General features: G+C 44.6%; 26 protein-coding genes and 1 tRNA gene. 6 read left to right on the top strand and 21 right to left on the bottom strand.

Going from position 1 to position 22,158, the window contains the following annotated elements; translation table 11 throughout:
* Position 1: 1 nt before the first annotated feature.
* From BI182_RS06145 to BI182_RS06110, 8 genes are all read right to left on the bottom strand, one after another.
* Positions 2 to 1,489: a UDP-N-acetylmuramoyl-L-alanyl-D-glutamate--2,6-diaminopimelate ligase gene (locus BI182_RS06145; RefSeq protein WP_148638451.1), complete on the bottom strand. Its 1,488-nt coding sequence runs from the start codon at positions 1,487 to 1,489 to the stop codon at positions 2 to 4.
* A gap of 185 nt (positions 1,490 to 1,674) precedes the next feature.
* The gene (locus BI182_RS06140) at positions 1,675 to 2,370 is read right to left on the bottom strand and encodes a DUF1638 domain-containing protein (RefSeq protein ID WP_148638449.1); all 696 of its coding nucleotides are present in this window, start codon (positions 2,368 to 2,370) and stop codon (positions 1,675 to 1,677) included.
* A gap of 22 nt (positions 2,371 to 2,392) precedes the next feature.
* Positions 2,393 to 3,097, bottom strand: coding sequence for a GntR family transcriptional regulator (locus tag BI182_RS06135; RefSeq protein WP_070370445.1), 705 nt, complete (start codon positions 3,095 to 3,097; stop codon positions 2,393 to 2,395).
* 24 nt (positions 3,098 to 3,121) lie between these two features.
* Positions 3,122 to 3,775, bottom strand: a complete 654-nt coding sequence (locus BI182_RS06130) for a cobalamin B12-binding domain-containing protein (protein ID WP_148638448.1) — start codon at positions 3,773 to 3,775, stop codon at positions 3,122 to 3,124.
* 249 nt (positions 3,776 to 4,024) lie between these two features.
* A complete protein-coding gene (locus BI182_RS06125; RefSeq protein WP_148638446.1) occupies positions 4,025 to 4,804 on the bottom strand; it encodes a formate/nitrite transporter family protein in 780 nt (259 codons plus the stop codon).
* A gap of 244 nt (positions 4,805 to 5,048) precedes the next feature.
* Positions 5,049 to 5,678 carry a cobalamin B12-binding domain-containing protein gene (locus BI182_RS06120; protein WP_070370442.1) on the bottom strand — a complete coding sequence of 210 codons (630 nt, stop codon included), beginning with the start codon at positions 5,676 to 5,678 and terminating at the stop codon, positions 5,049 to 5,051.
* 337 nt (positions 5,679 to 6,015) lie between these two features.
* Positions 6,016 to 8,226: a heavy metal translocating P-type ATPase gene (locus BI182_RS06115; protein WP_286806271.1), complete on the bottom strand. Its 2,211-nt coding sequence runs from the start codon at positions 8,224 to 8,226 to the stop codon at positions 6,016 to 6,018.
* A gap of 24 nt (positions 8,227 to 8,250) precedes the next feature.
* Positions 8,251 to 8,562, bottom strand: coding sequence for an ArsR/SmtB family transcription factor (locus tag BI182_RS06110; RefSeq protein WP_070370440.1), 312 nt, complete (start codon positions 8,560 to 8,562; stop codon positions 8,251 to 8,253).
* Between the two features lie 191 nt (positions 8,563 to 8,753).
* Here BI182_RS06110 and BI182_RS06105 point away from each other — a divergent pair, with 191 nt between their 5' ends.
* Both BI182_RS06105 and BI182_RS06100 read left to right on the top strand, forming a co-directional pair.
* A complete protein-coding gene (locus BI182_RS06105; protein WP_286806269.1) occupies positions 8,754 to 9,911 on the top strand; it encodes a uroporphyrinogen decarboxylase family protein in 1,158 nt (385 codons plus the stop codon).
* A gap of 11 nt (positions 9,912 to 9,922) precedes the next feature.
* Positions 9,923 to 10,075, top strand: coding sequence for a hypothetical protein (locus BI182_RS06100; protein ID WP_228881208.1), 153 nt, complete (start codon positions 9,923 to 9,925; stop codon positions 10,073 to 10,075).
* Between the two features lie 126 nt (positions 10,076 to 10,201).
* Here the strand turns inward: BI182_RS06100 and BI182_RS06095 are convergent, their stop codons facing one another.
* Both BI182_RS06095 and BI182_RS06090 read right to left on the bottom strand, forming a co-directional pair.
* Positions 10,202 to 11,029 carry a deoxyribonuclease IV gene (locus BI182_RS06095; RefSeq protein WP_286806266.1) on the bottom strand — a complete coding sequence of 276 codons (828 nt, stop codon included), beginning with the start codon at positions 11,027 to 11,029 and terminating at the stop codon, positions 10,202 to 10,204.
* A gap of 47 nt (positions 11,030 to 11,076) precedes the next feature.
* Positions 11,077 to 11,880, bottom strand: coding sequence for a ZIP family metal transporter (locus tag BI182_RS06090; RefSeq protein ID WP_070370437.1), 804 nt, complete (start codon positions 11,878 to 11,880; stop codon positions 11,077 to 11,079).
* Between the two features lie 225 nt (positions 11,881 to 12,105).
* Between BI182_RS06090 and BI182_RS06085 the strand changes: the two genes are divergently transcribed.
* Positions 12,106 to 12,390 (top strand): hypothetical protein, encoded by a 285-nt coding sequence (locus BI182_RS06085; protein ID WP_070370436.1) that lies wholly within the window; start codon positions 12,106 to 12,108, stop codon positions 12,388 to 12,390.
* A 138-nt stretch (positions 12,391 to 12,528) separates the two neighbouring features.
* On the opposite strand, the gene BI182_RS06080 is transcribed toward BI182_RS06085, so the two are convergent.
* The 3 genes from BI182_RS06080 to BI182_RS06070 form a co-directional block, all read right to left on the bottom strand.
* Positions 12,529 to 13,626 (bottom strand): 6-phosphofructokinase, encoded by a 1,098-nt coding sequence (locus BI182_RS06080; protein WP_286806262.1) that lies wholly within the window; start codon positions 13,624 to 13,626, stop codon positions 12,529 to 12,531.
* The gene (locus tag BI182_RS06075; protein ID WP_175440908.1) at positions 13,623 to 13,763 is read right to left on the bottom strand and encodes a hypothetical protein; all 141 of its coding nucleotides are present in this window, start codon (positions 13,761 to 13,763) and stop codon (positions 13,623 to 13,625) included. The genes BI182_RS06080 and BI182_RS06075 overlap by 4 nt, the downstream gene beginning before the upstream one ends.
* A 123-nt stretch (positions 13,764 to 13,886) precedes the next feature.
* Entirely contained in the window at positions 13,887 to 14,684 is a 798-nt protein-coding gene (locus tag BI182_RS06070; RefSeq protein ID WP_286806260.1) for a M50 family metallopeptidase, read from the bottom strand.
* Positions 14,685 to 14,928: 244 nt separating this feature from the next.
* On the opposite strand from BI182_RS06070, the gene BI182_RS06065 reads away from it, so the two are divergent.
* Together BI182_RS06065 and BI182_RS06060 are read left to right on the top strand one after the other, a co-directional pair.
* Positions 14,929 to 15,690: a hypothetical protein gene (locus tag BI182_RS06065; protein ID WP_286806259.1), complete on the top strand. Its 762-nt coding sequence runs from the start codon at positions 14,929 to 14,931 to the stop codon at positions 15,688 to 15,690.
* Positions 15,691 to 15,992: 302 nt separating this feature from the next.
* A tRNA-Val gene (locus BI182_RS06060) sits at positions 15,993 to 16,068 on the top strand.
* A gap of 66 nt (positions 16,069 to 16,134) precedes the next feature.
* On the opposite strand, the gene BI182_RS06055 is transcribed toward BI182_RS06060, so the two are convergent.
* The 6 genes from BI182_RS06055 to BI182_RS06030 all read right to left on the bottom strand — a co-directional run bounded on the left by BI182_RS06055 (position 16,135) and on the right by BI182_RS06030 (position 18,718).
* Entirely contained in the window at positions 16,135 to 16,518 is a 384-nt protein-coding gene (locus BI182_RS06055) for a tyrosine-type recombinase/integrase (RefSeq protein WP_286806257.1), read from the bottom strand.
* Positions 16,502 to 16,732, bottom strand: a complete 231-nt coding sequence (locus tag BI182_RS06050; RefSeq protein WP_070370429.1) for a type II toxin-antitoxin system MqsA family antitoxin — start codon at positions 16,730 to 16,732, stop codon at positions 16,502 to 16,504. The genes BI182_RS06055 and BI182_RS06050 overlap by 17 nt, the downstream gene beginning before the upstream one ends.
* Positions 16,729 to 17,046, bottom strand: a complete 318-nt coding sequence (locus BI182_RS06045; protein ID WP_148638430.1) for a DUF4258 domain-containing protein — start codon at positions 17,044 to 17,046, stop codon at positions 16,729 to 16,731. Before BI182_RS06045 ends, BI182_RS06050 begins: the two co-directional genes overlap by 4 nt.
* A gap of 68 nt (positions 17,047 to 17,114) precedes the next feature.
* Positions 17,115 to 17,273, bottom strand: a complete 159-nt coding sequence (locus tag BI182_RS06040) for a hypothetical protein (protein WP_187389321.1) — start codon at positions 17,271 to 17,273, stop codon at positions 17,115 to 17,117.
* Positions 17,274 to 17,369: 96 nt separating this feature from the next.
* Positions 17,370 to 18,074, bottom strand: coding sequence for a GntR family transcriptional regulator (locus BI182_RS06035; protein WP_070370427.1), 705 nt, complete (start codon positions 18,072 to 18,074; stop codon positions 17,370 to 17,372).
* Between the two features lie 14 nt (positions 18,075 to 18,088).
* The gene (locus BI182_RS06030; RefSeq protein WP_286806253.1) at positions 18,089 to 18,718 is read right to left on the bottom strand and encodes a cobalamin B12-binding domain-containing protein; all 630 of its coding nucleotides are present in this window, start codon (positions 18,716 to 18,718) and stop codon (positions 18,089 to 18,091) included.
* Positions 18,719 to 18,932: 214 nt separating this feature from the next.
* Between BI182_RS06030 and BI182_RS06025 the strand changes: the two genes are divergently transcribed.
* The gene (locus BI182_RS06025; RefSeq protein WP_286806251.1) at positions 18,933 to 20,927 is read left to right on the top strand and encodes a fructose-1,6-bisphosphatase; all 1,995 of its coding nucleotides are present in this window, start codon (positions 18,933 to 18,935) and stop codon (positions 20,925 to 20,927) included.
* A gap of 70 nt (positions 20,928 to 20,997) precedes the next feature.
* On the opposite strand, the gene BI182_RS06020 is transcribed toward BI182_RS06025, so the two are convergent.
* Both BI182_RS06020 and BI182_RS06015 read right to left on the bottom strand, forming a co-directional pair.
* The gene (locus tag BI182_RS06020; protein ID WP_148638424.1) at positions 20,998 to 21,771 is read right to left on the bottom strand and encodes a formate/nitrite transporter family protein; all 774 of its coding nucleotides are present in this window, start codon (positions 21,769 to 21,771) and stop codon (positions 20,998 to 21,000) included.
* A 142-nt stretch (positions 21,772 to 21,913) separates the two neighbouring features.
* A partial coding sequence (locus tag BI182_RS06015; protein ID WP_286806248.1) for a formate--tetrahydrofolate ligase occupies positions 21,914 to 22,158 on the bottom strand: 245 nt, incomplete at its 5' end.

Genomic DNA, 22,158 nt, shown 5'->3' with positions numbered 1-22,158 from the left:
TCTAATTATCGGACTTCCCTTTCAACCGGGCAACGGCTTCCCGGGCGGTGTCCCATTCGTTATAATAGAGGGTTTCGTCTTTCATAATCTCCTGTTTTTCATGGCCTTTTCCAGCCAGTACCAACACATCGCCCGGACCGCACAGGGTAGCACCATAATAGATCCCTTCCTGCCGGACTTCAACCGTGGCAACCTGATCGGTTTTCTCCCGAACCCCCGCCACCACCGCATTGATAATATCCATCGGGTTTTCACTGGCAGGGTTGTCCGAGGTGACCACCACCATATCGGCATAGGCGCCAGCGATCCGGCCCATGATTGGCCGTTTTTCCTTGTCCCGGTCGCCATTGCAGCCAAAGACCAGAACAATCCGACCAGGAAATATTTTTCGCACCGACTGGAGCAATTTCTCCAGCGAATCGGGCGAATGGGCGTAATCAATGACCACATCAAAGGGGGCTTCCACATCGAGAATTTCCATCCGGCCGGAAACCCCCGGCATCGTCGCCAGGGCCTCCCGAATCACGCTCATCGGCACCGCTTCTTCCACAGCAACAATGATCGCCGCCAGGGCATTATAAACCATGAACTCACCGGGAATATTTAAAAACAGTTTTTCCTCTGCCACTGGAGTAACCAGTGTAAACGCCGTTCCCGTCGTTCCCAAAACCAGATCTTTGGCATAATAATCACTCCCTGGTTTTAAGCCATAGGTAATCACTGGCGTCGCCGATTTTTGTGCCAGCAGTTCGCAGAGCTTCTGCCCCCAGGGGTCATCGCCATTGACAATGCTGGCCTTGTTTTGCTTAAAAAAAAGTTTGGCTTTCGCCTCAAAATAATTTTCAAAGGTCTTATGATAATCCAGATGATCCTGGGTCAGATTGGTAAAAATACCGTAATCAAAATCCACCCCATTGACCCGATCCAGAGCCAGTCCATGGGAAGAAACTTCCATAAACAGGTGACTGCAGCCGCCATCCTTCATTTCCTTGATGATCTCCTGGACTTCCAGCGATTCCGGGGTCGTCCGGCCTCGATTATCAACCACCTGGTCGCCAATCAGATTATGGATGGTGCCAATCAAACCGCATTTCTTACCTTCGCTTTCAAAAATATGCTTAAGCATATAGGTCAGTGAGGTTTTGCCATTGGTTCCGGTAATCCCGGTCACTAGCATCGACTGCGATGGCTTCCCGTAAAAGCAGCTTCCCAGGCTTCCCAGCGCATAGCGGGAATCGGCGACTTTAATGTAGCAGACCTCCGGCTGATACTCGGGCAGATCATTTTGATAAACCACGGCAACCGCACCGCCATCGATGGCATTACCGATATAGCGATGACCATCTGTGACGTAGCCGGGAATGGCCACAAACAGACTGCCGGGGACAACTTCCCGGGAATTATAGCAAATTTTTTCTATCTCACAGTCCGGTAGACTGTTTCTTACTTCGATTATTTTTAGTTCGTTTAATAATTGTTCCAGTTTCATTGGTTTTCCTCTCTTGTTTATCATCCGTAAAACTCATTTATTATTATACTGTTTTCCCATTTGTCTGTCTACACCTGTATGACTGCCGGGAGTCAACCCTTTGGCACAATAGTCTGCGGCAACACAAAATAAAAAGAGAGACACGTTTTTCGTATCTCCCGAGTAAGTCAATCAAATCCGCATTTTTACATTTTAAACATATTGGCACAGGATGCCACAACACATTCCACCCCAAAATCGTCCTTAGTCACTTCCTGTCCCGGCTCGATCACGGCCACCCGGTGATCCCATTTAAGCGACAGAAACATTTCCAGGATTTCCACATCACCCTGGGTGATTACAAAATCCAGTTTCAGCACCTGGCTTAGGTGGCGGGCACAATGAATCCACTCATCCAGATCATAGGCACCTGAATCAATCATCATCAGGGACTTGTAGTTTTTAAACATAATTTCCATGATCATTTCAGCCCGCTTGGGCCCATATTTGTTGATGGCATAATGATATTCTTCTTTTAAAGACTTTTTCCCCATCATCCAACCGCGGGTGATAAAGTAGGTTTCACCCCGGATCGATTTGAGTTTCTCCTTATTATGAAGCAGAATCTGGATACAATCCTCAGAGCGCAACAGCGCCAATCTGGCATGGTCACTACGCAATCCGATCAGGGCTTTGCCGCAATTCCCGTAGCTGAGCAGAATGGTGTCGTATTCCTGATGATTGTTAATCTCTTTCTGCAGTTCCTGATTTAGCATATCCGGGTTGTTATGAAGTTCTGCACTCATCCAAATGGTGTCATAATTGATGCCGGTATTTTTCATCGCCAAGCTCATCTCGTCCTGAATCATTCCACACGCAATTAATAAGATACTTTCTTTCATCCCATACCTCAGTTATTCATAACTAATCGAAGGAAGCGACTGCCTCCAACCCTGAATCGTCACCGGTAAAGTACATAAGACCCCATCCAATGGGGTGATCTTTTTCATCCATCAGCTTCTGTTCCACCACCAGCACCGGATCACCTTCCATGATATCCAGCACCTGACTAACTTCGCCGGTTGCTGCCATGGCCCGAATCTTCAGCTTTTTGGTCATCGCAAAAATGGAGTTCTTTTTGGCCACCATTTCGGGAAAGGTCGCATAGCGAATTTCTTTCTCGACAATCGGAATGCCCCGGTAATACGGAATATACTTAACATCAAAGGCCTTTACCACCCCATCGCTGACAAATACCCGTTTGACCACGATGACATGTTTGTTTTCGGGGATTTCCAGGTTAAAGCCCACTTCATAGCTGGGCTTCACGACGTTGACTTCAATCAGTCGGATTTCCTCACCTTTTTTTTCAGTCGTCATCATTTCATCAAAATGAAGGGTGTACGAATCCAGATTCGGCTCACAGACATAGTTTCCTTTACCTGGTATGGAGTAAATATACCCTTCATTGACAAGTACAGCCAACCCTTTTCTGACCGTCATGCGACTGACATTAAATTCTTCACAGAGAAGATTCTCAGATTGTATGGCATCACCCGGTTTAATTTCTTCACTGGTTATTCTATTTTTTATTGCATCGACTATTTTTAAATATTCGGGGGATCCCATTTCTCTACCACCTTGGTCTATTTTCTATTTATTGTTTTTTCCGGTTTTTTCAATCATCCATAATTTGCATTTCTCGACCCCAGTCATCACATCTTTAGTGGCAAAATCGGCACCAACTATCTGAGCTGCCTTTTCATCAATGACAGCACCACCGATAATGACCCGGTAATCATCCCGGATGCCCCGGTTAACCAATTCACAGACTACCGCCCGCATTTCATAAATGGTTTCCTGCTGCATACCACTCATGCCGATGATATCCGGTTTGACGGTTTCAATAGCTTCGATGACCTGATACAGCGATACATCCGTCCCTAAATCAATGAGTTCGAATCCGGCAGTTCTGGCAAAGGAACCAAAAATATTTTTGCCAATATCGTGACAATCTCCAAACACCGAAAAAAGCAATAGTCGCCCGATCTTATTTTTAGGGGTTACCTTAGTAACTTCTTTTAATTCTTCCAGCTCCATCACTTCCTGAAAAATGATCCCGGCAAAAATCAAATCCGCAATAAAATAATCACTGGTTTCGTATAATTTACCAACCCGTTCCATTCCGGTTTGGAGCCAATTAAAAATGTCAATTGGTTTAAACCCTTTTCGAATAGCAATCCGTACCAGTTCCAGGGTTCGATCCTCATATAATCCTTCGATGGATCTTACAATGCTATGTTTCATAATTTAAGTTCCACTCCCTTAAAGGTGTAAATTGAATACCACCACCACGTTTATCAACCTGGCTTTATCTAAATGATCACACCTGGAATTTCTAGTTTAATATTTTTCAAAGTTCTTTTAATTATAACCTAAATTATTTTTTTTGATAATGGTATAATTGATATTTATCATACAAATTTTTATTTCTTTAAGTTTAGAGGCCTTTGCTCTTCTCTTAATGAAGAGCAAAAGTTACTAAACTGTCAACTTTTATGCCGCTGATTTTTTAGCATAGGTAAAATGATAGCAAGCAGGAATGATAACGGCCCCACCAATAATATTTCCCAAGGTTACTGGAAGAATATTGTTCAGAAAAGCCTGAGCCCAGGTTACATCTGCGCCGCAGAAGATCCCCATGGGAATAAAAAACATGTTGGCCACACTATGCTCAAAACCAGACAAAACGAAGAGCATGATGGGGAACCAGATCGCAAAGATCTTACCAATGATATCTTTGGCCCCGGATTGCATCCAGACCGCCAGGCAAACCAGCATATTACAGAAAATCGCCCGGATGATCACTGGCATTAAAGGAATCGCGCATTTCGCTTCGGCAATCCCGATGGCTTTGGCCGTCATGGCCTCACCATAAAGACCACTTTGGGACATCAACCAGGCCAATAAAACCGACCCGATCAGGTTGGCCATCCAGACCACCCCCCAATTACGGAGCATTGCACCAACCGTAATTTCTTTTTTGAAAAGTGATAAGGTCATCAGGTTGTTTCCAGTAAACAGTTCTGCACCACAAATAACCACCAGCATCAGGCCCACCGGGAAAACCCCAGCCCCAATATACTTGGCAAAGGTCGCTTCAAAACCAGTACCGGCACCCGATGTAATAACCGTAAAACCATAAGCCCCAAAACCAATAAAGACACCAGCAAAAATACCCAAAACGAGCATTTTACTGATTGGTAGCTTGGCTTTATTATTACATCCGTTCACCATGTTCTCGCAGATTTCTGCGGGACTAAAAAAATTATTCACCCTCTCCTCCTAAACATAAAGTTTTCCGATTTTGATGAAATCGTTTGTCGAAATTATACCATACTTATATCGACCTGTATATACAAATATCTACAAATCTTATAAATTTAGCGCTAATAAAGATGTCTCTATTTGATCAAAAGTCATCCTATTTCTCTTCCGTGTAAATAAAAAAAGGATAAAGATCCGAGCTAACGCTCCCCTTTATCCTCGTATTTTTATTTTATTTTGGGGTTATTAAGGCTTAGACCCATCCCTGACAGATTTTAACGCCTTCTGCTGCATTGGTGGTAAATTGATCAGCACCCACATATTCACAGGATTCTTTCGTAACCGGATTTCCGCCAATGATCACTTTAGCATCGATGCCAGCAGCTTTGAGCGCATCGACCGTTTCTTTCATCGAATCGATCGCTAATGTTAAGACTCCACTCATACCAATGATCGCCGGATTGCAATCTTTGGCTTTCTCGACAAAGATTTCTGGAGCCACATCAATCCCCAGGTCAATCACTTCAAATCCTGCCGCTTCCGACATACTCTTAAAGATATTTTTTCCGATATCGTGTAAGTCACCATGAACCGTTCCGATAACGATCGTTCCAGCAACTGCTGAATCATCACCGCCTAAAACCGGTTTTAGCACATTGATAGCTTCGGTTAACAATTCGCCAGCAAAGATCAGATCGCCAACAAAATATTCGCCTTTTTCAAACAGATCACCAACCAGTGCCATACCACCCTGACAGGCAGCAACGGCTTCCTGTGCTTCTGCTTCAGAAGGATTCGTCGCCACAAAATCATTGAGCAGATCCATTACATCTTCTTCTTCTAAATCTCCAACTGCCTGTGTTAATACCTTTAAATCCAGCATTTTAATACCCCTTCTTTAAAAAAATCATCTCATAAAAAACTTGTGTGACATGTGTGTACATGTTTAGTCGTATGATACACCTTTAACATCCGATTGTCAAGTAAACGCTTCCAATTCTGACGGGTAAATTTTAACCAAAAAAAATCGCCGATAAACAGCGATTGCGGTTGTCGAAAAACTCCCGTACCGACCAATTGTTAATCTGTTGTACGCTGCGGAATCGGACAGGCGATGCCGTGTCCGCTCCGATGCGTACAACATGATGTAACAATTGTCGGTACTAGGTTATCTTTTTTGACAGTCTGAATCGCTGATAAACAGCGATTTTTCATTTTTTCTATTTTGTTTTCTGCCAGCTTCCCCGATAACGGAGAATCCGGGTGGTATTTAAAATAGTCAGGATGGCGGCACCAACATCGGCAAAAATTGCCAGATACATCTCACCCATGCCAAAGAAGGTCAAAGTCAGTACCGTAATTTTAATCCCCAGAGCCATAACAATATTTTGAATCATAATTCGACGGGTATATTTGGCAATATCCACTGACTTGACAATATCCATGGGATCGTCTTTCATCAGAATAATGTCGGCTGCCTCAATGGCGGCGTCTGAACCCAGGGCCCCCATGGCGATCCCCGCATCAGCCATCGCCAGAACCGGGGCATCATTCATGCCGTCTCCGACAAAGATGGTTTTCCCATCCGAATTGTCAGCTTTGATTTGCTCAAAGGCCGTCACCTTATCCTGGGGCAGGCAATCGCCCATCACTTCATCAAGCTGCAGCTGCTGACCGATCTGGTTGGCAACCTGGGCATTATCCCCACTGAGCATCACGGTTTTTTTGACGCCCAGTTTTTTGAGCTGTTGCAAGGTGGCAAAGGTATTATCTTTGACTTTGTCCCCCAATACCAGGTACCCAGCCAGTTGCTTATTGATGGCAATATAGACAATGGTACCCGCCTCATCATTTTCGGCCAGTTCAATCTGATGATCGATCAGAAGACTCTTATTTCCGGCCAGGATTACCTGATTGTCCACTTCCACCCGGGTACCTTTGCCGGGAATTTCGGCATAATTTTTTAACCGGGTTTCATCAACAATAATTTGGGCATGGGCCGTAATTGCCTTCCCAATGGGGTGGTTGGAATAGTGTTCCCCGGCAGCTGCGGCCGCTAACACTTCTGCTTCGCTAAAGCCTGGAGCCGCTACAGTTTTGATGACCTTGAATTCACCCTGAGTCAGGGTTCCGGTTTTGTCAAAGACAAAGACATCCGCTTGATAAAGAACATCCAGATAATTTCCACCCTTAATCAGAACCCCTTCCTTGGAAGCCCGGCCAATCCCACCAAAATAACTGATCGGAATCGATAATACCAGGGCACAGGGACAAGACACCACCAGAAAGATCAGGCTCTGGTAAAACCAGGTTTCCCAGGACGCACCAGGAATCAGAAGCGGCGGAATAATGGCCATAGCAATTGCTGAAAAGACCACAATCGGGGTATAATAATGAGAAAACCGGGTGATGAATTTTTCGGTTTTACCTTTTTTATCACTGGCTTCTTCAATCAGGTGCATAATTTTCATGGCCGTGGAGTTTTCGTAGTCTTTCGTCACCCGCATCTTCAGCACCGCATTACCATTGATCATCCCGCTGAGGATTTCATCCCCCTTTTCGACCTTCCGGGGATAGGATTCACCCGTCAGCGGCGAGGTATCCAAATGGGAAATCCCATCCATGATGATCCCATCGGCAGGGATTTTTTCGCCGGGTTTGATCACCAGCACATCACCCACCTTTACTCGTTTGGCATCAATAACTACCTCCCCTTCGGGGCCAACCCGATTGGCAGTAATGGCATTAAAGCTGATCGTTTCGGCAATCGAACGGCGGGCATTGTCGACAGCCCGATCCTGGAAATATTCGCCGATGCCGAAAAAGATCATAACCCCAGCAGCTTCCGGCCATTCGGTTAAAACCAGGGCCCCAAAGGTGGCGATGGTCATCAGAAAATTTTCATCAAATATCTGACCTTGTCCGATGTTACGAAAGGCCAACAGAATCACCCGATACCCGGCCAATAAATAGGCCCCCAGAAAAATCCCAATCGTGACCACTTCCAGATTTGCGGGCAGAAAAGCCTGAAACACAAAACCCAGAATAAACAATCCAATGGCCGTAATCAGTTCCAGTTTCTGCCGTTTATCCATATCGCCCAGAGCTCCTGCGTGGGAATGCCCTGCGGATTGAGATTTCTCACCCGAATGATGAACATGTTCGTGACCATGACCCTCACAACCACAGGGTTCAACTGCAGCTGTTAATTTGCGATTTTTGGAAACCACAACATGGGGCTCCAGCGAATGCACCAGTTTGACAATGGCATCATAGGTTTCGTCCTGAGCAAATCCCTCCCCTTCATCAATCACCAATGATCCGGTGGCCAGAGACAGACTGACTGCCTGAACATTTGGCATTTTACCAACCAATTTTTCAATTTTTCCGGCACAATTGGCACAGTTAAGTCCTTCTAAAAATAGCTTCATGCTGATAACCTCTTTTCAATACTCCTAATGATGGCTTAAATGGGTGATGGTTAAGAGGACAATCACTTCCACGTGCGCATCATCCAGATGATAAAATTTCATTTGACCTTCTTTTCGATAACTAATGATCCGTTTGTCTTTAAGAATTCGCAATTGATGAGATACCGCCGTTCGGGTGACATCCACCAGGTTGACAATATCATTCACACACAACTCGCCATTTTCAAACAGCGCCGAGACGATTTTTATGCGGGTTGGATCACCCAGTACCTTAAAAAATTCAGCCACCTCAAACAAGGTTTCCTCGGTATGATCGTTTTTCAAAACTTTACTCATTGTATCTCCTTAATATGTGAACACTTGCTCACTTATTAACATCATAGTAGCACATTTTGGTGCCCGAATCAAGCCTTATTTTCAAACACTTTTCGTCTCAATAAAGATTGACAATTGTCAAAAATAATGATAATTTGAACACATACAATATTTCAGCTGATTTCAACGCAAAAGGATAAAGGTCGCAATAAATGAGTGATGCCAAAGGATTATTGGACGAACGATTGATCCGTATTGAAAAAGCCGTAAATCTGGAAAAACCAGACCGGATCCCTATTTTTGCCTTAAACAGCCCGGAAGTGGCGGTAGACTATTGTGGTCAACACCTTAAAACAGCCACCTGGAATCTTGAGATTCTCCGGGAATGTCTGCCCGTTTACTATCAGGATATGAAGGTCGATGCCGCCTTTGCGGCTTTTTTGCGCTGTCCGGGAATGTACACCATCATCGAATCTCAGAATTTCGTGCCCAATAAGGATGGCTTTATGCAGCATCCTGAAGTCTGCGGAATGCTGCCCAGTGAGTATGAAGAGCTGATCAAGGATCCCTTTAAAACCCTGGTAGAAAAGGTTCTGCCCCGGCAGTACAAAGCCTTTGCAAAACCCGGAATGCTGGGCGGACTCAACCTGGCCAAAGGCGCCCTTAGTTATCTGCGCCACAGCCAGATTCTAAAGGAAATTGATGTCCATTGCCGTGATACAGCGGAAGTTCCGATTATTTCTGACAATATGATCGAAGCCCCCTTTGATTTTCTGGCCGATCAGCTCCGCAGTTTTATGGGCATTTCGGTGGATATGCACCGCTGCCCCGATCTGGTGGAGCAGGCCTGTGAAGCGCTGCTGCCGCTGATGCTACGCTGGGGGGTGACCAGCTATTCCGGTCCGCCAAAAAGAATCCCTGCTATTTTTATGCCCTTGCACATGCCCGCTTTTTTAAGTCCCCAGCAGTTTGAGCGTTTTTACTGGCCGACCTTCTTCCGATTGGTCAATACCCTCACTGGGATGGGTTATACCGTCGCCTTATTTATTGAGGGGAATTGGTCGAAGTTTTATGATCACCTGGCCAGTCTCCCCCCCCATGTGATCGGAATTTTTGAATACGGCGACATGAAGACGATTAAAGAAAAGGTCGGTAAAACCATGTGCGTCATGGGCAATTATCCCATTGAAGTCCTGAAATCCCACTCCACCGCAGAGTGTATCGATATTGCAAAAAAGATGATCGATGCCGGTGCACCCGGCGGCGGCTATATCTTTACCACCGGCAAAGCAATTATCCGGGGCAAAGGCCTGGATCTTAAGAAACTCCAGGCGGTTCATCAATATGTAGTCGATCACGGAAAGTACTAGCGAGGTATGATATGGAAACCATTGACTCTGAATATCTGAACTATTTTAAAACCCATATGGCCCAACATCCAGAATTAACCGAAGCGGATGAAAGCATTATGGCGGATCCCTGGGACATTAATGAAGATGTCCTGTTGGGTTATGTATTATCCTTATTAATCTAACTCGATTAAAATCACAGCGCCAGTATCACAGCGCCAGTAAAGGATTAGCTCCAAACAACAAAAAAGCAGAGATGGGTCAGCCATCCCTGCTTTTTTTGTTATGTTACGCCGGATTTTCCCCCGGATCTAAAAAGATCGGAGCAATTCGATTTCTTTTTGATAATCCTGCGCCACTTCCTGGGGCGTTTCCAGAAAAAAAGGCAGGTCTTTTAGTTGGGGGTGGATGACAATCTGCTTAAAGGCATTAATCCCCAGGGTTCCCAAACCAATTTTTTGATGACGGTCTTTGTTGCTGTTAAACGGCATCATGCTATCATTTAAATGCAGACATTTGAGATAGTTCAAACCGATGATCCGCTCAAAATCTTCCAGCACCCCCTCCAGATTTCCGACCACATCATATCCTCCTGAGTAAACATGACAGGTATCCAAACAGACCCCCATTTTATCTTTTAATGCCACCTGATCGATGATCATTTTCAATTCCTCAAAGCTTCGGCCAATTTCGGTGCCCTTGCCGGACATGGTTTCCAACACCACGGTGGCCTTCTGCTCGGGCCACATTTCCTCATTGAGAATCTGGGTGATCCAGCTAATGCCTTGCTCCACCCCTTGTCCGGTGTGGCTGCCGGGGTGAAAATTATAAAGCTCACAGGGCAGCTCTTCCAGTCGCAGCAAATCTTCTTTAAATACCATCCGGGCAAATTCCCGGGTCTTCGGAGTAGCCGAACACATATTTAAGGTATAGGGCGCATGAGCCAATAGGTCACCAAACTGGTGCGCTAGCATAATCTGCCGGAGTCCGGCCACATCCTCCGGGTCGAGTGCTTTGGCCTTACCACCCCGGGGATTTCGGGTAAAAAACTGGAAGGTATTGGCTTTAATTTTTACGGCTTCCTGACCCGCCTTCGTAAATCCACCCGCAATTGACAGGTGGGGTCCGATTATTAACATTTTTTCTCCTCGTTCGCTGGTCTCAATTTAACTGCCAGTCTTAAATTTTATCCCAAAGCCACATCCAGAATCATCATCAGGGTGAAACCAAACATGACGCCGATGGTAGCAATATCGCCTTCATGACCCAGCCGAGCTTCCGGAATCAACTCTTCTGCCACCACATAGATCATGGCACCAGCGGCAAAGGCCAGGGCAAAGGGCAGCATCGGGGCGATAAAGACTACTGCGGCTGCCCCAATCACCGCTGCAACGGGCTCTACCATACCAGAGAATTGACCAATCAAAAAGGCCTTGCGCCGGCTCATGTTTTCTCGCCGCAGGGGAATCGATACCGCTGCTCCTTCCGGGAAATTCTGCAGACCGATCCCCAAAGCCAGCGATACGGCCCCGGCCAGGGTCATTGCCGGAGAACCGGAAGCCAGACCACCAAAAGCCACCCCCACCGCCAGACCTTCGGGAATATTATGGAAAGTAATTGCTAAAACCAGTAATACACTGCGTTGCCAGGAGGTTTTAATCCCCTCCCGGTGATTGGTACCAGGATGAACATGAGGCAGCAGGCGATCCACCAGCCAAAGGAAAAAACCGCCCCCCAGAAAACCCAGAGACACAATCACATAAGCTGGCAAGGGACTTCCCTCGGCCATCTCAATGGCTGGGGCCAACAGCGACCAAAAGCTGGCGGCGATCATCACCCCGGCGGCAAAACCCAACATGGCATTTAATACCTTAATGTTAATTTCTTTGAAAAAGAAGACCAGAGATGCCCCTAAAGCGGTGACAAACCAGGTGAACAATCCGGCAAATAGAGCCAGCAAAACTGGCGGATATTCCAATAAAAAGTCCATTTACTCGCTTCACTTCCTTTCGTTACAGTGGATAATTTAAATCATTCTAATTTATTATTAAGTATACTATAAAATGGCGTCAAAAATCCATTTTTTCTTTTAAAACGGTTTCGCCCAAATTTCTTGTCTGGTTTTGCAAATAAACCTTGTTTATTTGGCTTCCCGCTCCTATAATTAATTTATCAGTCGGCACCGGCTGAAATAACGCTGAAGAAGGTAATAACAATGAAAAAAAGTGAATTAATTACAGTCTTTAACACGGTTCAGGAAAAGTTTGAAGATGCCATTACCGAAGAATTTTTTCTGCAACGACTCAAACCGTATGCTGATGAAGATGGTTTTGTCGATTACCACAAACTGGCAATGTTCGCCCACAACGAATCGCTGGCTTCTGCAAAAGGTTTCTTTTTTGAAGTCCTTTCAGAAATTTTAGTCGACGACGATGATGTGGTGCTCGAAGAAGATCTTGACGAAATCACCAGCGACACCCCCGAAGTAACTCCAGAATAAGAACTGAGTAATTTTCTACTGCAGTCTTTATCCGCAGTTATTAAATTATCCTGATTTCCCTTAATGCCCAGGCAGAAATACTTTTCTGTCCGGGCATTTTTTTTACTAAACACGAATCAGCTTGGACGTGATCCCCGGTCATTCGCCGAAGGATACCCCCAGACTTTTAGCCACCTGAATCAACTCCGAATCAACGCCCACTTGTTTATTGTTGCCGATCACCTCTTCCAACGGGGCACTGGTCATCTTGCCATCCTGGAGCGCCACCATATTTCCAAACTTACCCTCAGCAATCAGCTCCACCGCTGCCACCCCATAACGGGTCGACAGGAGTCGATCATAAGCCGAGGTAATGCCCCCCCGCTGAAGATGACCCAAAACCGTACTGCGAATTTCGTGATCAGTGATTCGTGCTTCCAGCGCTATGGCCAGCTTATTGCCAATGCCTCCGAGACGCACCGGATCCGGAGAGTCACTGACAATTTTGGCAACCGTCAGCTCCCCACCCTTTTCCATGGCCCCTTCGGACACCACAATGATGCTAAAGGGCAGGCCCCGCTGGCTGCGCTCATTCATTTTTGCCACAATGGCATCCAGCGAAAAGGGTATTTCCGGTATCAGAATCACATCGGCAGAACCGGCAATCCCGGCATGGAGGGCAATCCAGCCGGCATTTCGACCCATTACTTCCAGAACCATAATCCGATGGTGGGACTCTGCTGTTGTATGCAGCTTATCCAGGGCATCCACCACCACATCAACCGCTGAATTAAAGCCAAAGGTCACATCCGTTTTAGATAAATCATTGTCAATGGTTTTAGGCACCCCAATAACCTTGACCCCTTTCCTGGCAAAATCCCGGGCACTGGTCAGGGTACCGTCCCCGCCGAGAACCACCAGGACATCCACCCCTTCTTTCTTCATATTTTCTACCGCCACATCGGACACATCTTTTCTAACACACTGGCCATTTTCTTCCACCTGGTAGTCAAAAAGATTATCCTTATTTGAGCTGTAAAGGATGGTTCCCCCTTTGTGGAGAATTCCCGATACGCTATGGGCGTCCAATTTGATAAAGTCATTATTGTATAACCCCCGGTACCCAAACTTATAGCCAATCACCTCGTAACCGTAATTGGCGATCGCCGCTTTGGTTACTGCCCGAATCACGGCATTCAAACCGGGACAATCGCCACCACCTGTTAGAATTCCAATTTTTTTTACCTGATTGTTCATTGTTTTGCTCCATTTCCTGGGTAAATAAATTTAATCTGCCCAAACCAGCCGTCTTTCGTTGCCATCAACCAGCCCGATGCATGATCGGGATCTTTATGCAACTCTAAAATAGCATTGATCCCTTCGATTGTTATCATCTCATACTGATATTATATCGGAGCAACCAAAAAATTACAAAGATTATCGGGAATAATTGCATAATTTTTGTTCCATACTAAACAAAAAACCATCCACTGATTGGGATGGTTTTTTATGTAAATTCAACGGGCAAAAATTCTGCAAATTAGACTGATACCAAAAGCAATCAAAGAAAAAATGACGGCAATCATTAAAAATGAGGTCATCAGAACATTGTATCTCAGTATATCAACAGCCAGTATGGATTGAAACAAACCAATGGCATTGAAAATCAGCAAGACCAAAAATATAAAAACCAGGCCCTTGAAGGCACCCTTGATATCCGCCGGACTCAGGGAGATATGGGAGGAGATACCAATCGCCAAAAACAAAAACAGGTAAAAGCGACCCTTCTTAAAATTCTCGCTGGCGAAAATTAACTTCAGCAATTCCCCATAAGCACTGAACACCCCATTCAATGATTCCAAACTCAGGGTTTCCACCGCCAGACTCTGGGTCACCACTCCCATAAAACTTTCCAGAACCTGGGGTAGCAACAGCGCCAGCAATGCCATGATTACCAGCAGTCCACCAAAAATCGGGGCAATACCAATAAAAAAATTCCCCACCTGATGGTAGATATTTTTAGGATTATAGGCATGATTCACATACCCCATCACCCCATCCCGATCCGGTCGCTGAAACAATTTGATGGCGGTGATTTTATGACCAAAAAGCAGCGCCATCAGGGCGTGGCTGAGCTCGTGAACAGGGGTTCCAACAATCCCGGTGACCATGATGGCATTTCTGCCCAAGCCCTTGTGAAAATTGCGGTTGGATTGTGTTTCCAATATTCCCAGCAGTAGTCCGGCGAGGATAATGACCCCAGTAAAATAAAGGGTTTCCAGACCGGTTTTAGAAAACAGATCAATAATAAACATCGTTTTTCCTTTTGATTATGATTTTTTTGCCCCCGTCCCTTTACCAGGCAGACGGAGATTTTAACCATTATACCGAAAAAAGATTTAGAATTTCATTAGCCGTATCCACCACCGACTTTTCTGGAATTTTATTGTGTATCTGTGATTATTACAGTCTTTCTAGGGTATACATTAGAGCAGCATAGAACAATAACCTGTTATTTGTGAAAAACTCATTCGAAATGAAAAAGAAAGGATAAACAAAATGAAAAAAAACAGAGTTTTACTTGTTTTCTTTGTATTATTGTCAGTACTTCTACTTGCCGGTTGCGGTGGCAGCAATAATACTGCCAAAACCGATGATGGTACTGGCAACGGCGAAAAAAGCGCTACCCTCGATGAAAGCCTCAGTGGCGCAGCGCTCCTCAAAAGCTTGAATTTTAGCTATCCAGACTCTCTTAAGATGACCACAAAAACAGTTATGACCGATAATCTCAGTACCACCTCCACCACCTATACCAAAGGGGACAATTTCCGGATGGAAATGGAAATGCCGGAGATCGGCAAACAGATCACCATCTATAATGCCGCAGAAGGGATAACCTACCAGTATACCGAAGGACAGACAACGGGATTTTCATTTAAGGATCAGGAAATGACCACTGATCTGGGCGATCTGAACCTGGATGAAGGCGTCACCAGCATTGACGACATCACCGACATTTTCCCGGATAACGTGGTAGCCCGGGTAGAAACCCTGGACGGTGAAAAAGTGATCTATATTGAAACCACCGAAAACGACCCTGAAAACGGGGTAATGGATATGCATATGTGGTTTTCAACTAAATATGGCGTACCGCTGAAAACTGAAATTCTCAGCAATGGCACGGTGGTTATGAGCTCGATCGTCACCGATATTTCCGCCGATAACATTGCCGACAGTCAGTTTACCCCGCCATCCAACGTTGTCTTCACTGATTTTTCATCGATGAACCTGGATGATCTCACGACTATCCCCGAACCCTGATCGAGACTGTATCCATCACACCGCAAAAGGCCTGGGCACATGCTCAGGCCTTTATTCGTCTAACGATCAGGGACAGCGAATAAAATATCGAACCCACAAACAGTCTGAACAGAAGAGGTTATTGAAATAACAGTCGTATTTGGTATCTTCCACCAGACTACAACCACTGCGGAGATCGCAGTCAATGCAGGAAGGATACTGATTGTTGTAAACCGTGTTCCAGAAGTTCATTGTGAAGTTCTTTTTAAAAAAAGCTTTACTTTTTGTAAGGATTCAGGTAAAATGATCAAGCAGTAAAAAGTGATCTCGTAGCTCAGCTGGCAGAGCACTACCTTGACATGGTAGGGGTCGTTGGTTCAAGTCCAATCGGGATCACCATTTTTCCCATAAGAAAGCCATTTCTTATGGAGTAATCTAGTTAAAAACTACCATTTTAACCGAATTTTAACCGATAGAAATGACATTTGTTTTTTGAGGTGGATCATACAAGGCGTCTATTAAAGACGCTGTTTTTATTTTTTGCTGTTCTAGCACATGGGTATAGGTGCCCAATGTTTGACTTACGTTGCTATGCCCCAGCAGCTCCTGTACCGTTTTTGCCGGTTCGCCCAGTTCAAATAAGCGGGTTGCATAGGTGTGCCGCAAATCATGAAAAGTCTTGTCAGTAATACCAATACTGGCATAGACTTTTTTTAGTTCCTGTAAAACGTTGGAAGAATCAATCGGTGTATTCACAGGCGTTTTTAAAACTTCACAGAAAATATTATTAAATTGGGAGTTTTGAAAACAAATTTTGAGAGTGTGTTTAATTTTAAGCAGTTTTATCATACTCCATAATGGTCAGCTCACTGGCCAGTGCTTCAGCTTTATCGACGAGAATATCCAATTTTTCAGCGACAGAAGATGAAAAGTATTCTTCACCACACTGATCGCATTTATAACAGGGAACATTCTTAATAATGATGATGCAGTTTTTTAGGTTGGCAAAATAGGTGGTGGTCGCTGTTTCCATTGTGCCATTTTTACAGGTTAAACATTTCATTGTTCGAACTCCTTTCTTGTCTTCATATCCGACATCCATTTATCCGGATCTGGATAATAGGCCGTTACGATTTTTGCAGATTCCCCATTACTGGCAATTACGATATGCAGTGGGGTGTCTGGTGCAATGTAACCTAAGATTAAACAGCTTGGTGTCGGGAAATCATCTGGATAGTCTTCAATAATTGAACCTGACATAACGGCAATCCGTATATGCTTTGGTCGGATATTGCGCTGTTTGCATCGTTCAATAACGTGTTGAGTAAAAAAGACAACGTCTTTTTCATATAGTCCTCTTAAATCTTCAATTTTCATATTGTTACAACCTTATATCTGCTAATTGAAAAATATCATTTTCAGCTTCTGAAGTCTGCAATATCATCTTAAATTTCATAAATTTTGAGCTTCTCCCTGATTTTTTTAATGGAATCGATTAAAAAAATCGTTTGTCCCAATTCCATTTCATCAATTCCTTTATCAAGTGCCTTAAACAGTTCTTGTTCAAATAAATTTTGTTTGGGTTCTTTTACTGGTGAGGTCATACAAATTAACGCCTTTCCATTGTTTACCTGGCCAGCAAAATGCCCCCTGCCAGGAAATGTATCTCGTTTTAAACTAACGCATTATCACCAACGCGATTAAAAAGTCGTTTCTGCTGTCAGGGTAAAGTAATTCCGTTTAATATAGAATTCATTATAGCTAATCGGCATGTTATCTTCCATGGAAATGATATTTTGAGATACCAGAAAACAACAGTCGTCATGATCAAGCTGCAGGTTTTCCCGAACTTCCAGAGGGGGGTGAACGATATCGATGTTGAGAATTTTTTTATGCTGGAACTGCAGTTTCCCCTTTTCCATCAGCCCATGAAAATTAGCAAAGTTGATCACGTCTTCCACAATCGGATTTCCCTTCTGATAGGGTAGAAAAATGGACGCATATTGGATCACCTCTTCTTTTATTTTGGTGGCTTTCTGAATTTTAATGACCTTTTCAAAGGAGCCGATCTTCAGTTCCCGCATCAGTTTGCGACCCGGGGTAATAACGCCCACACTGACCAGTTTGACTTCTTCCACTTCCCCCTTCAGGCTGTCGATTTCATCAAAATAGAACTGGTACTGATTGGCCGTGGGTTCACATACATAGTTCCCCTTGCCGGGAATGGTGTAGATATATTTTTCATTTACCAACAAGGCCAGACTTTTGCGCAGAGTGGTTCGGCTGACATCAAACTGCTCAGCCATTTCGTTTTCCGATGGTAATAGATCTCCGGGTTTTAAGATACCTTTTTCAATTTTTCCTTTGATATCATTGACAATATCAAGATATAGAATTTTTCTCATTGCCCATCACCCATTCACTTCAAAAGCCATTGCTTGCAGATACTGACCCCTTCGATGGCATCGCTGGAGTAGTCATCGGCACCTACATATTTGGCATAATCGGTTCCCGCCAGAGCACCTCCTAAAATGATTTTCAGATCTTCCCGGAGCCCCTGGGCAACGATTTCATCAATGACTTCCTTGATGTTCTCTACTACTGAGGTGAGAATTCCACTGATTCCCAGAATAGCGGGTTTTTCTTTGCGGATAATTTCGATAAACCGTTCCGTGGAAACATCGGTTCCCATGTCAATGACTTCAAAACCTTCGGCCCGAAGCATACTGATAAAGATATTTTTTCCGACATCGTGGATGTCGTCAAAAACTGTACCCACCACGATTTTCCCTAGACTCTTCCCATCAATCAGCTGGGTGCTGTCCATGCCCATCATGCTCAGCAGGTTAGATACCAGTTCCCCGGCCATAATCAGATCGGCGATGTAGTACTCACCTTCTTCATAACGAACCGCCACCCGCTGCAGAGCAAAATTCAGTTGATTGGCAATTTCTTTCTTGTCTTTTCCGCTTTCCAGTTCTGCAGCCACCAGAGCCATCGCCCGTTTTTCGTCAATTGCTTCTACCGCGGCAATAATTTTTGTCTCCATTTTTCCCACCTGTATATTAAAACTAAGATTTGTGATCGTTTACCTGGTCTTTTCCAGACTGGCCGGCCATTTCATGTGTCTCATTTTATCATGGAATCCAACTTTTGTCTTTAGCTGACCTTGATATTTTTTAATGGCTTTTTAATGGTTTCAAGTGTATAATCAGGACGAAAACATTTACATCATAATTTGAATTTTAAAGATAGAGGTCGATATGAACGGTTATACAAAAACGCAATTACAAGAAAATCAAAAATATCTGGAACTGTTGTCTCAAAATTTCCCTAATATTACCAGTGCTGTTGGCGAGGTGGTCAATCTCAAAGCGATCCTCAACCTCCCCAAAGGAACCGAGCATTTTCTTACCGATATTCATGGTGAACACGAGGCCTTCAATCACGTCATGCAAAACGCTTCCGGTGCCATTAAACGCAAGGTTCATCAGGAACTGGGAAACACCATCGCCTTTGAAGAACTGGAAGAACTATCTACTCTGATTTACTATCCCGAAGAAAAAATTGATCTGATAAAAAAAGAACGGAGTCGGGAATCTCTGGATAATTGGTATAAACTGACCATTTACCGGCTGGTTAAGGTATGCCGGGCGGCGGCTTCAAAATATACCCGTTCCAAGGTTCGCAAGGCGCTTCCTAAAGACTTTGCCTATATTATGGAGGAGCTGCTTCAGGAAGACGAGCACCGTTTTAATAAACGGGAGTATTACCATGAGATTATTGAGAGCCTGGTCAGTCTGGAACGAGCCCAACACTTTATCGTGGAGATTTCCGGGGTGATCAAACGGCTGACCATTGATCACCTGCATATCATCGGCGATATTTATGACCGGGGGGCCGGTCCTGACGAAGTCATGGATACTCTGATGCGCCATCATTCACTGGATATGCAGTGGGGCAACCACGACATTCTCTGGATGGGCGCTGCTGCCGGTAACGCAGCCTGTATCGCCAACGCCGTCCGAATCGCCCTGCGTTATGCCAACATGGATGTTCTGGAAAACGGCTACGGCATTAACCTGTTACCACTGGCTTCATTTGCCAACCGGGTTTATGGTGACGATCCCTGTACCAAGTTTACTCCCAAAATTTCTGATAGCCACACCGTCTCCGATCAGGAAACAGCACTAATGGCCAAAATGCACAAGGCCATTGCCATGATCCAATTCAAGCTGGAAGAAACCATGATCGACAACCACCCCGAGTACAACATGGCCAAACGGCAACTGTTACGCCGCATTGACTTTGACAATGGCACCGTCGATGTCGAGGGGGTTGTTTACCAGCTTAATGATACCAACTTCCCCACCCTGAATCCGTCCGACCCCTGTACCCTGACTGAAGAAGAAACGCTGGTAATGGATCGTCTTGTTTACGCTTTTCTACACAGTGAAAAGCTTCAGAAACATATCCGTTTTATGTATGCCAAGGGCAGTATGTACAAGGTCTTTAATGATAACCTGCTTTTTCACGCCTGTGTCTTACTAAATGAAGACGGCAGTTTTAAAGCCAAAGAGATCGCCGGGAAAACCTATATCGGCAAAAGTCTGATGGACAAGTTCGACCAGATGGCTCGTGAAGCCTATTTTGGCAAAACTGATCAGGATGAAAACCCCACCCGCACCGACTTTTTGTGGTTCTTATGGTGCCATGAGGATTCACCCCTCTTTGGCAAAGACAAAATGGCCACCTTTGAACGTTATTTCATCGATGACAAAGTACCCCATAAAGAACATCATGCACCCTTCTACCTGTTAATTGACGACGATGAAGAGCTGGCCCGAAAAATTCTGATCGAATTCGGGGTTGACCCGGATCATGGTCACCTGATCAACGGCCATATTCCGGTGAAAGCCACCTCTGGCGAAAGCCCGATCCGGGCCAAGGGTAAACAACTGGTCATTGACGGTGGTTTTGCCCGAGCCTACCAGAAAACCACCGGCATCGCTGGCTATACCCTGACCTACAATTCCTATGGGCTGATTCTGATCAGCCACGATCCTTTTGAATCCGTAGAAAAGGCCATTTCTGACGGGGTTGATATCAAATCCACCCTAATGGTAGTGGAAAAAACCACCGAACGAAAACGAGTTCGCGACACCGATACCGGCAAAGCGATCATGGCTCAAGTGGAGGACTTGGAAATGCTGATCACTGCCTACCGCAAAGGCCTGATCAAGGAAAAACAATACTAAGAATCAACCCCTAAAAAAAAGAATCTCCACCAGACTTTGGTAGAGATTCTTTTTCTATTTTCAGCCTTCATTAAGCTGCTTTTTTTGCATAAGTAAAATGATAGCAAACAGGGATAATAATAGCTCCGCCAATAATATTTCCCAGGGTAACCGGAAGAATATTGTTGAGGAATGCCTGAGCCCAGGTTACGTCTGCGCCACATAAAATCCCCATGGGAATAAAGAACATGTTGGCCACACTATGTTCAAAGCCGGACAAAACGAAGAGCATGATGGGGAACCAGATCGCAAAGATCTTACCAATGATATCTTTGGCCCCGGATTGCATCCAGACTGCCAAACAAACCAGCATGTTACAGAAAATCGCCCGGATAATCACTGGCATTAAAGGAATCGCACATTTAGCTTCGGCAATACCGATAGCTTTTGCTGTCATCGCTTCACCATAGAGACCGCTTTGTGACATTAAATAAGCCAGTAAAACAGATCCCACCAAATTGGCTGCCCAGACCACACCCCAGTTACGCAACATTGCGCCGACGGTAATTTCTTTTTTGAAAAGTGATAAAGTCATCAGGTTGTTACCGGTAAACAGCTCGGCACCACAAATTACTACCAACATCAGGCCAACCGGGAAAACCCCCGCCCCGATGTACTTGGCAAAGGTCGCTTCAAAACCGGTACCAGCACCAGATGTAATAACTGTAAAGCCATAGGCGCCAAATCCGATAAAAACGCCAGCAAAAATACCCAATACGATCATTTTTCCAATTGACAATTTGGCCTTATTGTTACAGCCTTTTACCATATTATCACAGATTTCTGCGGGACTAAAAAAATTCATATTCGTTCTCCTCTTTCAAAATTAAAAATTATAAGGACTCTTTCAGGATTAGTTTATCGTTTTCACACTTAACTGTTTATGAATAATGAATTAAGAGGAATCCCGAAGGATCCCTCAGTTTTCTACTAAATTTTAGCTGTTTCTAGAATAAACCAGCAATTACGCCGTTTTCATCAACATCAATTTTTTCGGCCGCTGGTATTTTAGGAAGACCAGGCATTTTCATGATTTCTCCGGTCAGCGCGACAATAAAGCCAGCACCGGCTGAGATATTAACCTGACGTACTGTGATTCTAAAACCAGTTGGACGACCCAGTTTGGTCTGGTCATCGGTTAAAGAATATTGGGTTTTAGCCATACAGATTGGCACCTTGTCAAAGCCAAGGG

It is taken from the genome of Acetobacterium sp. MES1 (genome assembly GCF_002237635.1).
Lineage (GTDB): Bacteria > Bacillota > Clostridia > Eubacteriales > Eubacteriaceae > Acetobacterium > Acetobacterium wieringae.
Note: the sequence above shows the minus strand (reverse complement) of the source record. Positions and strands in the feature narration are given on the sequence as shown.

Coding starts and splice junctions, on each gene's coding strand:
- BI182_RS06145 (WP_148638451.1), bottom strand. CDS start 1,489: ATGAAACTGGAACAATTATTAAACGAACTAAAAATAATCGAAGTAAGA.
- BI182_RS06140 (WP_148638449.1), bottom strand. CDS start 2,370: ATGAAAGAAAGTATCTTATTAATTGCGTGTGGAATGATTCAGGACGAG.
- BI182_RS06135 (WP_070370445.1), bottom strand. CDS start 3,097: ATGGGATCCCCCGAATATTTAAAAATAGTCGATGCAATAAAAAATAGA.
- BI182_RS06130 (WP_148638448.1), bottom strand. CDS start 3,775: ATGAAACATAGCATTGTAAGATCCATCGAAGGATTATATGAGGATCGA.
- BI182_RS06120 (WP_070370442.1), bottom strand. CDS start 5,678: ATGCTGGATTTAAAGGTATTAACACAGGCAGTTGGAGATTTAGAAGAA.
- BI182_RS06115 (WP_286806271.1), bottom strand. CDS start 8,226: ATGAAGCTATTTTTAGAAGGACTTAACTGTGCCAATTGTGCCGGAAAA.
- BI182_RS06110 (WP_070370440.1), bottom strand. CDS start 8,562: ATGAGTAAAGTTTTGAAAAACGATCATACCGAGGAAACCTTGTTTGAG.
- BI182_RS06105 (WP_286806269.1), top strand. CDS start 8,754: ATGAGTGATGCCAAAGGATTATTGGACGAACGATTGATCCGTATTGAA.
- BI182_RS06100 (WP_228881208.1), top strand. CDS start 9,923: ATGGAAACCATTGACTCTGAATATCTGAACTATTTTAAAACCCATATG.
- BI182_RS06095 (WP_286806266.1), bottom strand. CDS start 11,029: ATGTTAATAATCGGACCCCACCTGTCAATTGCGGGTGGATTTACGAAG.
- BI182_RS06090 (WP_070370437.1), bottom strand. CDS start 11,880: ATGGACTTTTTATTGGAATATCCGCCAGTTTTGCTGGCTCTATTTGCC.
- BI182_RS06085 (WP_070370436.1), top strand. CDS start 12,106: ATGAAAAAAAGTGAATTAATTACAGTCTTTAACACGGTTCAGGAAAAG.
- BI182_RS06080 (WP_286806262.1), bottom strand. CDS start 13,626: ATGAACAATCAGGTAAAAAAAATTGGAATTCTAACAGGTGGTGGCGAT.
- BI182_RS06075 (WP_175440908.1), bottom strand. CDS start 13,763: ATGATAACAATCGAAGGGATCAATGCTATTTTAGAGTTGCATAAAGAT.
- BI182_RS06070 (WP_286806260.1), bottom strand. CDS start 14,684: ATGTTTATTATTGATCTGTTTTCTAAAACCGGTCTGGAAACCCTTTAT.
- BI182_RS06065 (WP_286806259.1), top strand. CDS start 14,929: ATGAAAAAAAACAGAGTTTTACTTGTTTTCTTTGTATTATTGTCAGTA.
- BI182_RS06055 (WP_286806257.1), bottom strand. CDS start 16,518: ATGATAAAACTGCTTAAAATTAAACACACTCTCAAAATTTGTTTTCAA.
- BI182_RS06050 (WP_070370429.1), bottom strand. CDS start 16,732: ATGAAATGTTTAACCTGTAAAAATGGCACAATGGAAACAGCGACCACC.
- BI182_RS06045 (WP_148638430.1), bottom strand. CDS start 17,046: ATGAAAATTGAAGATTTAAGAGGACTATATGAAAAAGACGTTGTCTTT.
- BI182_RS06040 (WP_187389321.1), bottom strand. CDS start 17,273: ATGACCTCACCAGTAAAAGAACCCAAACAAAATTTATTTGAACAAGAA.
- BI182_RS06035 (WP_070370427.1), bottom strand. CDS start 18,074: ATGAGAAAAATTCTATATCTTGATATTGTCAATGATATCAAAGGAAAA.
- BI182_RS06030 (WP_286806253.1), bottom strand. CDS start 18,718: ATGGAGACAAAAATTATTGCCGCGGTAGAAGCAATTGACGAAAAACGG.
- BI182_RS06025 (WP_286806251.1), top strand. CDS start 18,933: ATGAACGGTTATACAAAAACGCAATTACAAGAAAATCAAAAATATCTG.
- BI182_RS06020 (WP_148638424.1), bottom strand. CDS start 21,771: ATGAATTTTTTTAGTCCCGCAGAAATCTGTGATAATATGGTAAAAGGC.